The 11,134-nt window shown below is 40.3% G+C and carries 10 protein-coding genes and 3 pseudogenes; 7 read left to right on the forward strand and 6 right to left on the reverse strand.

Translation table 11 applies throughout. From position 1 onward, the window contains the following. Positions 1–145: 145 nt before the first annotated feature. Positions 146–1,549: a replicative DNA helicase gene (gene dnaB / locus GYK50_RS06130; protein WP_071001653.1), complete on the reverse strand. Its 1,404-nt coding sequence runs from the start codon at positions 1,547–1,549 to the stop codon at positions 146–148. A 298-nt stretch (positions 1,550–1,847) separates the two neighbouring features. Here dnaB and pdxA point away from each other — a divergent pair, with 298 nt between their 5' ends. The 6 genes and pseudogenes from pdxA to merA form a co-directional block, all read left to right on the forward strand. After that, a complete protein-coding gene (gene pdxA / locus GYK50_RS06135; RefSeq protein ID WP_071001651.1) occupies positions 1,848–2,930 on the forward strand; it encodes a 4-hydroxythreonine-4-phosphate dehydrogenase PdxA in 1,083 nt (360 codons plus the stop codon). A 430-nt stretch (positions 2,931–3,360) separates the two neighbouring features. Next, on the forward strand, positions 3,361–3,732 hold the full coding sequence (gene merR / locus GYK50_RS06140; RefSeq protein ID WP_033011277.1) for an Hg(II)-responsive transcriptional regulator: 372 nt from the start codon (positions 3,361–3,363) through the stop codon (positions 3,730–3,732). A gap of 187 nt (positions 3,733–3,919) precedes the next feature. Then, a complete protein-coding gene (locus GYK50_RS06145; protein ID WP_016899520.1) occupies positions 3,920–4,267 on the forward strand; it encodes a mercuric transporter MerT family protein in 348 nt (115 codons plus the stop codon). Positions 4,268–4,313: 46 nt separating this feature from the next. Beyond that, positions 4,314–4,598, forward strand: coding sequence for a mercury resistance system periplasmic binding protein MerP (gene merP, locus GYK50_RS06150; protein WP_008110847.1), 285 nt, complete (start codon positions 4,314–4,316; stop codon positions 4,596–4,598). Next, complete coding sequence (gene merC, locus GYK50_RS06155; RefSeq protein ID WP_186475527.1) at positions 4,598–5,017, forward strand: organomercurial transporter MerC; 420 nt, start codon at positions 4,598–4,600, stop codon at positions 5,015–5,017. Before merP ends, merC begins: the two co-directional genes overlap by 1 nt. A gap of 68 nt (positions 5,018–5,085) precedes the next feature. After that, positions 5,086–6,477: pseudogene (gene merA, locus GYK50_RS06160) on the forward strand (mercury(II) reductase); the annotation flags it as partial. Positions 6,478–7,082: 605 nt separating this feature from the next. Here the strand turns inward: merA and lspA are convergent. The 5 genes and pseudogenes from lspA to GYK50_RS06185 all read right to left on the reverse strand — a co-directional run bounded on the left by lspA (position 7,083) and on the right by GYK50_RS06185 (position 10,823). Continuing rightward, positions 7,083–7,790 (reverse strand): signal peptidase II, encoded by a 708-nt coding sequence (gene lspA / locus GYK50_RS06165; protein WP_075107731.1) that lies wholly within the window; start codon positions 7,788–7,790, stop codon positions 7,083–7,085. Between the two features lie 156 nt (positions 7,791–7,946). After that, positions 7,947–8,597, reverse strand: coding sequence for an IS1595-like element ISPssp3 family transposase (locus tag GYK50_RS06170; protein WP_212564466.1), 651 nt, complete (start codon positions 8,595–8,597; stop codon positions 7,947–7,949). Positions 8,598–8,799: 202 nt separating this feature from the next. Continuing rightward, positions 8,800–9,543 carry a TorF family putative porin gene (locus GYK50_RS06175; protein WP_071001644.1) on the reverse strand — a complete coding sequence of 248 codons (744 nt, stop codon included), beginning with the start codon at positions 9,541–9,543 and terminating at the stop codon, positions 8,800–8,802. 348 nt (positions 9,544–9,891) lie between these two features. Continuing rightward, a pseudogene (locus GYK50_RS06180) lies at positions 9,892–10,119 on the reverse strand (threonine synthase); the annotation flags it as partial. A gap of 53 nt (positions 10,120–10,172) precedes the next feature. Further along, complete coding sequence (locus tag GYK50_RS06185; RefSeq protein ID WP_212564466.1) at positions 10,173–10,823, reverse strand: IS1595-like element ISPssp3 family transposase; 651 nt, start codon at positions 10,821–10,823, stop codon at positions 10,173–10,175. 55 nt (positions 10,824–10,878) lie between these two features. Between GYK50_RS06185 and GYK50_RS06190 the strand changes: the two are divergent. Beyond that, positions 10,879–11,082 (forward strand): annotated as a pseudogene (locus GYK50_RS06190) (transposase); the annotation flags it as partial. Positions 11,083–11,134: the final 52 nt, after the last annotated feature.

The raw sequence follows: 11,134 nt of genomic DNA on the forward strand, positions 1-11,134 counted from the left end.
AGAATTATGAAGTGATAAAGCCAGTACAGCATCAATGGAGTTGATACTATACTGGCTATGTGGTTAAAGCTACTTACTAACTTGTGAGTAAGCCAAAATCGGTATGGGCTTACATTTTACTAAGACTTAAATGTTATAACGCTGATTACTCATCATTCTCAAAACTGACGCCTTGATAGTATTCTGGCGTTAGATTAATGAAGCGGGTGAATTGACCTTCAAAACCCAAGCGTACGGTACCAATAGGGCCGTTACGCTGCTTGCCGATAATAATTTCCGCCACACCTTTGTGGTCTGAGTTTTCATTATAAACCTCATCACGATAGATGAACATAATCAAATCGGCATCCTGCTCAATTGCACCAGACTCACGTAGATCCGACATAATTGGGCGTTTATTTGGACGGTTTTCTAGACTACGATTAAGCTGTGACAACGCAATCACGGGACATTCAAGCTCACGTGCGAGCGCCTTTAGACTGCGCGAAATCTCAGAAATCTCGCCAACACGGTTGCCATCTAGGCTCGGCACTTTCATCAGCTGAAGATAATCGACCACGATAGCACCCAAGCGCCCATCATGGTTTTTGGCAATACGTCGACAGCGTGAGCGCATCTCGGATGGCGGCAAGGCGGTACTGTCATCAATATATAAATGCTTAGACTGTAGATGCTGAATGGCGTTCATCATCTTTGCCCACTCATCTTCATTCATTTGCCCAGAACGTAGATGCGTCTGGTTAATCGCGCCCCATGAAGACAGCAAACGCATGACAATAGACTCTGCCGGCATCTCCATCGAAAACACCACAACAGGCAAATCTTCATTAAATAAAATCCCTTCTGCCAAGTTCATTGCAAAAGTGGTTTTACCCATAGAAGGACGAGCGGCGACGATAATCAAGTCGCCTGATTGTAGCCCTTGCGTTTTATTATTCAGCTCGACAAATGGCGTTTGTAAACCAATCATGCCATCGGGGTTGGATTTTAACTCTTGAATCTGATCGATAACATTGGTTAAGACCGAAGTAATACCGACAGGGCCACGCTGTTCCGCGCGTTTGTTATGCTGCTCATTGATGCTAAATATCTTACCTTCGACATTGTCCAAGATATCACTAACGCTTTGGTCTTTTGGATTGTAGGCCAGCGCTAGCATGTCATTACCCGTGGTAATGAGCTGACGCAGCGTTGAGAGCTCACGTACGCGCTGAGCGTAAGCAGTCAGGTTAAACAAGGTCGCCGGACTTTGGCTCAAAATATCAGCTAAGTAGCTGTCCCCACCTGCACCTTTGAGTAACTTTTGCGCCTCTAACCAGTCGTGTACCATGACCGTATCATAAGGCTCATTAACGGCTGCAAGGTGAGCAATCGCATCAAAAATATATTGATGTCGCCCCGCATAAAAGTCATCTTTGGTGACGATATCGGCAATCTTGTCGTACGCCTCTTCGATACTCATCAAAGACGCGAGCAATGCCTTTTCAATATCGATATTGTGCGGCGGTGTCTGATTGAGTAAGTCGTCGGTTTTGTCGTTTTCTGCCATGAGTGCCTAATGAGTCAAAATGGGTATAAAAAAAGATGTCGATGGTAGCGCAAAACAGATATGGTACATCTCTACGGTAGATGTACCAAAACGTGGTTTTAGATTTGCCTGCAAATGCTACAATCAGAAGCGAAAGTTTAACACATAATGTGATTTTTTAGGCTGGGTAAGCAACTAAATCTACAGTGATTGTTATGCATAAAATAAGAGACCGCATCCATTGTCTAAACGTAACAACTGAAAATATTGACGATAAATATAATAAAATCAAAAATTTAAATAAAATAAGGCTATTGCTATGACAGAACAAAAACGACCATTATTAATCACGACAGGTGAACCTGCGGGCATTGGAATGGATGTCGTATTGAATCTGGCGGCAGAGGGCAAGCTGCAAGATTTTGACCGTCCCATTTGGGTAACCGCTGATGCGAGCACGATGCAAGTCCGTGCAGAGGAGTTGGTTTCAGCTGGCGTGTTGACAGAAGTGCCTATTTGGCAAACCATTGACAACGAGGCTGGTGACTTTGATATGGACGCGGCCGAGCAGATAGCACAGCAGGATATAGATGCTGATAGTGCTTTTATTTTGCTTAACGTCCCTTGTGCAGGACCAGTTACTGGCGGACAAATCAATATTGCCAACTCAGCGATGGTGGCTCAGCAATTAGACATTGCTCATCAGTTAGCAGTAAATGGAACAGTTGCCGCTATCGTCACAGGTCCTTTACAAAAATCAGCGCTGATAGATGCTGGTATCAAGCTATTGGATGGCACTATGTTTAGCGGTCACACCGAGTTTTTTATGCAGCAAAGTGGCTGTGAGAAAGTGGTGATGATGCTTGCCAATCAAGCGATGAAAGTCGCGCTTGTCACTACCCATTTGCCATTAAAAGACATACCTGCTGCCATCACCGCGGATAATGTACGTCAAACAGTACAAATCGTTGTCAATGACATGAGAGAAAAGTTTGGCCTCACGCAGCCTCGTATTTTGGTGTGCGGTCTCAATCCACATGCAGGCGAGGGCGGGCATTTGGGTATGGAGGAGATTGAGATTATCAATCCAGTCTTACGAGAGTTCACCGATGCAGGCGTCAATATTTCAGAGGCGATGCCAGCCGATACGCTGTTTACCCCCAGACACTTAGCAAACTGCGATGCAGTCATCGCCATGTATCACGATCAAGGGTTGCCCGTACTCAAATCACACGGCTTTGGTGATACGGTAAATCTCACCTTAGGACTGCCTTATATTCGCACCTCTGTCGATCATGGTACGGCGCTAGACTTGGCGGGACGCGGCGGCGCAAGTGCGACGAGTTTATACCAAGCATTGAAGATGGCTAATGAAATGGCGGATAAGTCGCTTACTAATTGATATATTTGTTATGGCTCATCGCCGTATAGGTATTGTTCACGTCGTACTTGATTATTTTAGTGTGAATAATACCTATTTATAAATAATCAAAGACGACTTAATATAAGTGGTTCCATTATACCGGTCTGTTTTAAGTGGTCTGTTAATAGGTTTAAATGCTGAAATAGATGGTTCCGCTAGGGTATACTCATGTAGAACTGCATGTAATAACACTAATTTGGACTTTGATAATGAAAAAGGATAAACCATACATTGTTGTGGTTTAATATTGTTGTAACAACGGTAACTTTACTTATTTAATAGAAGAAAAAACAAAATCAATTAGCGATGTTTAAACTGGTATTCATTGATGGTCACTTTAATTAGATATAAAGTAAGTAAACAAAAAGTCAGTAAGGTAATTGATAACGTGTCTAAACGAACCATAAGTATGTTGGCTAAAGAACTGAGTGTAAATGTCGAAACAATTCGCTTTTATGAACGCAAAGGCTTAATTAAACAACCACCAAAGCCTATGCAGGGCTATAGACATTACCCGAAAGAAACGGTAAATAGAATACATTTTATCAAGCGTTCTCAAGAATTAGGTTTTACGCTAAATGAGATTGAAGGGTTACTTGCGTTAAACGATAGTCCATGTAGTAAAGTACAAGAATTAGCTAATAAAAAACTGATCGCAGTACAAAAAAAGATGGCTGACTTGTTGTTGTTAGAACACGCTTTGGAAGAACATTTAGGACAATGCCAAAATAATGATGACGATAGCCACTGCCCAATAATTGATTCGTTGCAACCGAAGTAAATGATTCACTTAACTACCATTTCCCACTAAAACAGCATATCCAATTTTACTTCTGCGCCTTAATTCAAGTTAGCTTATTCCCCGTATCTGTCGTAGCAGATTATCAAAGATAAATTTTTTATAAATCACCCTTGACTCCGTACTTAGGTACATGCAATACACTTGCATTATCTAATGAGGTATCTATATGAATCAAAAAGAATCAAACCTTCCAATGATAGGAGGCATCATAGCAGCATTAGGCGCAGGCGTATGCTGTGTAGGTCCTTTGCTCCTGTTATTACTTGGGGTAAGTGGCTCATGGATTGGTAATTTAACTGCATTTGAACCCTATAGGCCATTATTTATCGCATTTGTAGTGTTGTTGTTTGGTTACTCAGGTTGGAAAATTTACCGTCCTGTAGAAGAGTGTGAGCCGGGAACGGCCTGTGCAATTCCTAAGAAACAGCAACAACGAAAAGTCATTTTCTGGCTGAGCGCTATAGTTGCGACAATTTTAGTGACCAGTAATTATTGGATACTTTTGTTTGCTTAATATACAGATCAAGAAATTTATAACATTTTAAAATTTGGAGCTAATTATGAAAAAATTATTATTAACCGCACTGCTTTCACTTTCTAGTTTTGGTGCTTTTGCTGAAGTAAAAACAGTTACACTGGAAGTGCCAACGATGAACTGTGCGACATGTCCAATCACAGTTAAAAAGTCATTAGAAAATGTTGATGGCGTTGAAAATGCGAAAGTTACCTACAAGCCTAAGCTAGCTGTTGTTTCTTTTGATGACACTAAAACCAACATCAATGCATTAATTGCAGCGACTACCAACGCTGGCTACCCTTCAAATTTAAAAAGTGAAAATAAGTAATATTTAGCCCCTTAGAACTAGTTACGCGTATCGGAGATAAAGCAGGCTCTATAGGTGCACTTGTTTCGGCAATGGGATGCGCCATGTGTTTTCCCGCGATAGCTAGTCTTGGTGCGGCAATTGGGATGGGATTTCTTAGTCAGTGGGAAGGGGTATTTATCAATACGTTGTTACCACTGTTTGCAGTATTAGCGCTGGTAATGAATATCTTAGGCTGGTTTAGCCATCGTCAATGGCACCGTAGTTTTATCGGTTCAATTGGCCCCATTTTGGTTTTACTCTCTTTATACCCTTGGTTCCAGTACGGGTGGAGTTCATACGTTACTTATACGGGGCTAGGACTAATGGTTGCTGTATCAATTTGGGACATGGTTTCTCCTGCGAATAAACGCTGTGATGATGAAACTTGTACCGCTTAACTTTTTAAGAGGAATAAAATATGTCAACGAATAGTTGTTGCTCGCCAAATGACATCCAGCCAGAACAATTACATGTAGCCATTATTGGTAGTGGTTCAGGGGCCTTTGCCAGTGCGATTAAAGCAGCAGAAGGCGGAGCAAGAGTTACTATCATTGAAGGAGCCGATGTAATCGGAGGTTGCTGTGTAAATGTCGGCTGTGTTCCTTCAAAAATATTGATCCGTGCTGCGCAATTAGCGCATCAGCAACGTACTAACCCGTTTGATGGTTTAGAAAATATTCAGCCACAACTTAGCCGCTCCTTATTAGCACATCAGCAAAACGCTCGCGTCGAAGAACTACGCGATGCTAAATATCAACGTATTTTAGAGAGTAATCCCGCGCTATCTTTACTTAAAGGTTATGCACGTTTTAAAAATCAAAATACCTTGCTAGTTCACAAGTCTGATGGTAGTGAAGAAGAGCTGGTTGCAGATCGCATTTTAATTGCAACAGGCTCTACACCAAGCATTCCGCCAATTAAGGGTTTAGTTGATACACCTTATTGGACATCAACAGAAGCCTTATTTGCAGAAGAGTTACCGAGTAGTCTAGTTGTCATCGGCTCCTCCGTTGTTGCTCTGGAAATTGCGCAAGCTTATGCCCGTTTAGGTAGCCGTGTGACAATTCTAGCCAGACATACCCTTTTATATGCTGAAGATCCGTTATTAGGTGAAAAACTGGCAGAGTGCTTTGAAAAAGAAGGTATTAGGGTACTTAATAATACGCAAGCAAGTCATGTTTCTTATGATAGCAATGGTTTTTCATTGGAAACTAACGAAGGAACATTAATCGCTGAAAAATTGCTTATCTCTACGGGTCGCCATGCAAATACTGGAAAGCTTGGTTTAGAAAATGTTGGTGTTGAAACAGATAAAAGTGGTGCCATTGTTGTTAATAGTATGATGGAAACATCAACAGCTAACATTTATGCCGCTGGAGATTGCTCCAATATGCCACAATTTGTTTATGTTGCTGCTGCTGCCGGAAGTAGGGCTGGAATTAATATGACAGGTGGAAATGCGCAACTCGACTTATCTACCATGCCTGCTGTTATATTCACCGACCCACAAGTTGCTACGGTAGGTCTAACCGAAGTACAAGCTTCAGCGGTAGGAATAAATACGATAAGTCGTGTACTTGATATGGAAAACGTACCAAGAGCTTTAGCAAATTTTGAAACGGATGGTTTTATCAAGTTGGTAGCTGAAGAATCCACGGGAAAACTGATAGGCGCACAAATTTTAGCCCATGAAGGCGGAGAACTGATTCAAAGTGCGGCTCTTGCTATTCATAATAAAATGACAGTCGAAGAATTGGCAGGTCAACTATTTCCGTATTTGACGATGGTTGAAGGATTGAAGTTATGCGCTCAAACCTTTAGCAAAGACGTTAAAGAGCTATCTTGCTGCGCAGGGTAATCATTTAACGGTAATGTACTTACAGAAATGTTAATGGAGTGCCATTAATAGCTGTTATTTCAAATAATTTTCTAGCGGTTTTTTCTCAAAATCTTCAGGATACATAGTAATAAAATTCTTCATTTCATTTCTGAATGTGTCTGTATCCCGCTTACCCTCGCCTGACAAACGATGGTAATTATTATAGTCCGCTTCAAATTTCTTTGAGCGCACGATAGGAGGCTGCGCAAAATTCATCCCAGTAGTGCTATGACATTTTTAGAGTGTATCGACTATATAAGGGTAAGACTTTTTAACGCTGTCTCTTGTTTTTTTTCTAAGGCTGTGAATTTTTTCAATAGTTGGCTGAGTCTGTGACACTGTATTTTCCTTTTGTTATTATCAATAAAGAATTTATGGATTATTCAATTTCTCTATAATAATGGCTCTACGCAGAGCTTTTAAGTATTGAGTTTTAAGACCTAAAATGAGTGAGTACCTATACCAGTCATACATTACCTTCCAGTTCACATTTTATAAACATACTCAAGTATAAAAAGTATTTTTCCGTATAGAGTGAATACGACGCTAGTTCATTTTGTTTGTGATAATCGGCATCAATGTGCTTATTTATTACGCTTACTTTCTAAAAATATCATGTCAATTATAATCAATGCGACACCGACACAGACACCTATATCTGCAACATTGAAAAGAGGATAATTCCAGACATCAGCATAATGCACATGGATAAAGTCAACCACTTTACCAATTCTTAAACGATCGATTAAGTTGCCAATCGCACCACCAAGCATTAAGGCCAACCCCATAGATAATAGCTTGGCTGCACGTGGCGCTTTGATTAAATAAACCGTTAAAAAGATAGCCATTACAAAAGCTAAGCCTGAGAAAAACCATTTCTGCCAACCGCCAGCGTTGGCTAAAAAGCTAAATGCTGCCCCATAGTTATAAGCGAGTGTCCAGTTGAGAAATGGTTCAATGACCGGTACGGGGTCATTGAACGCTAATGTGGTTTGGGCCAACCACTTAGTCCATTGATCAAGTATTAATACCATTATCGCCAACAAATACCAGATAAAAGCGCGACTGCCATTGGCAACCATTTTTGGCATTTTGTCCAACTTATCTTTAGGTGTTATTGAGTTGCCTGAAGTCACGTACATAGCTTTAGGCGTATGATTTATGGTTTTAGAGTCAATCGATTGATGAGTACTACTCACAGCTATAGGTACCTTCTTGTCAGCAATATTAGTACTAGCCGATTCAACGCTATTCAATTTAGTACTATCTAATCTGTCGGTAGATTCAGTCATAGTTGTTTTCTTTATCTGTGTTTATACAATGAACAATGTTAAACGTATATGTTTTTGGTATACGACTATTAATCGCGCCACTTTTATAAACGGCTCCACTTACCGCTCTGGTGTTATGAAACTTACGGTAATAATTTTTGGGGCTGTCCTAGATAACTAGTTCAAACCCTGTTTAACCCATTGTTTTAATTGTAGTAATTGCGACTTTGGGTCACTGTGATTAAAACGCCACTCACATTCCTTTAAATAGAAGTGAAAATGCTCTTTTGGAACTCCGTTAAACTTACGTAGATGCCGTTTAGCTTGGTTCCAAAAGTTCTCTATACCATTAATGTGATTCTTATCATTAACAAAGGTTTTGGAGTGGTTAATACGATAATGAGTAAACTCACTGACATCTAATGCGTTATAGCTTTTAAATGAGTCAGTATAAACAATGCTATCAGGCTTCACTTTTTCTCTTATAATGGGGATCAAAGTATCTGCTTTAGCATTGGGTATAATACAAGCGTAGACCTTGCCATTACGCTTTAATAGGCCAAACACGGGCACTTTGCTACCAGCACCTCGCCCTCGCTTGCCTTTACGAGTTCCACCAAAGTATGATTCGTCTACTTCGATTTCGCCTTCAAATAGACCAGGGTCTTGACTATTCTCGTAAATAAGCAGTCTTAGCCTATGAAAGTAATAACTGGCTGTGGTTTTATTAACACCAACTAAGCTTGCTGCTGTTCTGGCGGTAGAACCGGCAACAAATAACTCGATGAGTCTGTTTTGTTTATACCAACTTAGTTTACTCTTTCTCATAGTGCTATCCTAAATAATTTTACTTATCTAGGACAGCCCCTTCTTTTTAATCTATTCAAACAATCTTTATTCGATATAAATATTAAGCATTTAACATGCCAAGACGTATTTAGAACCAATTCTCCATAAAAAAATCCTGCCTTGAAGTAAGACAGGATTTTTTTATCGCAAGGCTAATTTTCTAGCCTATGCTATTTACAACTTAGAATGCTTTAGTAATTGTAAATACAGCACCAGTCTCTACACCACGTTTGTACGGGTTGGTGTCGGCGTCAATATTTGTGCCGACAGCAGCAAGCTCAGCTGACAGGTCTTCAACAGAAGCAAAGCTGTAAGTCACACCAACTTTCCAGTCGATGTAGTTATCATCGCCACTAGCGTTATCACTGAAATCATAATCGTCAGCAGTGGTATAACCTAAGCTTGCTACACCACCGAAAGATGCGCTCAATGGCATGCTATAAGTCAGGTTTAAATACCATGCATCAGTATCTAAGCCAAAAAAATCATTAGTGAAATTCACGCTTGCAAGCAAACTGTCACCAACAGTGATGGTGTCTGCAAAACCTAGACGTGCATACAGCTCAAGCCAATTCAAATCAGAAGCACTTGGATAGCCGTAGTACCATAAACCGACATCTAAAACTGGTTTAGACGCCAAAGAGCCAAGTTCAGTGCTATAACCTACATATGGATCGAGCTCTAATGAGCTACCAAAGCCGACATTCGAGCCCCAGACACCTGCGTATAAGCCAGAGCTATGGGTTAATCCATAACCAACTTGAACGGCAGGGTCGCTTTCAGTTTGTGTCATACCACGATAGCGGTAATCTGAAGTCATTGCTGCAGTACCAGAGAATGATACATCGCTTTCAGCTGCCATAGTCAAGCCACTTGCACAAGTGAGTAAAGATGCAGCCACTAATGTAGAAAGTTTAAAGTTCATGTTGGTATTCCCCCAAGCTGTTTATTACAAATGTTCAAATCGAAATGATTTGACTCTGAACTTGTTATTGAAATAGCAAAGGGCGTGCCAACTTTATTAAGTTACTGTTTTATCTTATTTCTTTGCAATAAAACTGCAATAACTTACAAAACCAACTTTGAAGCATTATTGTATTGCACAAATATTGGGCGATTTATTGATTTTGCACCAAAACAAATCAAACTGTATCAAATTGTTTGTAAATAGGAATTATTCTTATACAGTTTATATTCTGCACGATGCAATAAAAAAAACCAACCGCAGTTGGTTGGCTTTTTAAGTATTTTCTTCTGAGCAAAGCATGAAAAATTATTTTTCCATATTTGATAGGATTGATGTTCTGACATCATCCAATGTGGCATTGATGGTGAGCATCACGGCATCGGCACATTGTTTGATCGCAGTGTCAGGATCTTTTAGACCATTACCCGTCACTGTGCAAACGATCACCGAACCTTCAGCGATTTTACCTGCTTTAATATCACGGATTGCACCGCCGATTGAAGCCGCCGATGCAGGCTCAACGAATACGCCTTTTACTTCTAATACTCTTGGATTAGGTTTGGTCATTTTGGGGCTGTCCTAGATAACTAGTTCAAACCCTGTTTAACCCATTGTTTTAATTGTAGTAATTGCGACTTTGGGTCACTGTGATTAAAACGCCACTCACATTCCTTTAAATAGAAGTGAAAATGCTCTTTTGGAACTCCGTTAAACTTACGTAGATGCCGTTTAGCTTGGTTCCAAAAGTTCTCTATACCATTAATGTGATTCTTATCATTAACAAAGGTTTTGGAGTGGTTAATACGATAATGAGTAAACTCACTGACATCTAATGCGTTATAGCTTTTAAATGAGTCAGTATAAACAATGCTATCAGGCTTCACTTTTTCTCTTATAATGGGGATCAAAGTATCTGCTTTAGCATTGGGTATAATACAAGCGTAGACCTTGCCATTACGCTTTAATAGGCCAAACACGGGCACTTTGCTACCAGCACCTCGCCCTCGCTTGCCTTTACGAGTTCCACCAAAGTATGATTCGTCTACTTCGATTTCGCCTTCAAATAGACCAGGGTCTTGACTATTCTCGTAAATAAGCAGTCTTAGCCTATGAAAGTAATAACTGGCTGTGGTTTTATTAACACCAACTAAGCTTGCTGCTGTTCTGGCGGTAGAACCGGCAACAAATAACTCGATGAGTCTGTTTTGTTTATACCAACTTAGTTTACTCTTTCTCATAGTGCTATCCTAAATAATTTTACTTATCTAGGACAGCCCCTTACTTGAGCCTATGGATGAGGTACTACTCAATCATCGCTCTTTGGTTGAAACGGTGTTTGGGGAGCTTAAAAACTTGTGCCAAATCGAACACTCACGCCATCGTAGTGTCACGGGGTTTATCACAAACTTGCTGTCAGGTTTAATTGCTTATTGCTGGTTTCCCTATAAACCCACCATCAAAAATATGCCTCAGCAGGGACAGGTAGCCACATTGTAAATAGTATCAATGAGTTACAATGTGGCTTATCCCGAACTGGGGTTGTAAATAG

Origin of the sequence: Psychrobacter pacificensis (genome assembly GCF_018336615.1) — a bacterium.
In the GTDB taxonomy this organism is placed as follows: domain Bacteria; phylum Pseudomonadota; class Gammaproteobacteria; order Pseudomonadales; family Moraxellaceae; genus Psychrobacter; species Psychrobacter pacificensis.

Coding starts and splice junctions, on each gene's coding strand:
- dnaB (WP_071001653.1), bottom strand. CDS start 1,549: ATGGCAGAAAACGACAAAACCGACGACTTACTCAATCAGACACCGCCG.
- pdxA (WP_071001651.1), top strand. CDS start 1,848: ATGACAGAACAAAAACGACCATTATTAATCACGACAGGTGAACCTGCG.
- merR (WP_033011277.1), top strand. CDS start 3,361: ATGTTGGCTAAAGAACTGAGTGTAAATGTCGAAACAATTCGCTTTTAT.
- GYK50_RS06145 (WP_016899520.1), top strand. CDS start 3,920: ATGAATCAAAAAGAATCAAACCTTCCAATGATAGGAGGCATCATAGCA.
- merP (WP_008110847.1), top strand. CDS start 4,314: ATGAAAAAATTATTATTAACCGCACTGCTTTCACTTTCTAGTTTTGGT.
- lspA (WP_075107731.1), bottom strand. CDS start 7,790: ATGACTGAATCTACCGACAGATTAGATAGTACTAAATTGAATAGCGTT.
- GYK50_RS06170 (WP_212564466.1), bottom strand. CDS start 8,597: ATGAGAAAGAGTAAACTAAGTTGGTATAAACAAAACAGACTCATCGAG.
- GYK50_RS06175 (WP_071001644.1), bottom strand. CDS start 9,543: ATGAACTTTAAACTTTCTACATTAGTGGCTGCATCTTTACTCACTTGT.
- GYK50_RS06185 (WP_212564466.1), bottom strand. CDS start 10,823: ATGAGAAAGAGTAAACTAAGTTGGTATAAACAAAACAGACTCATCGAG.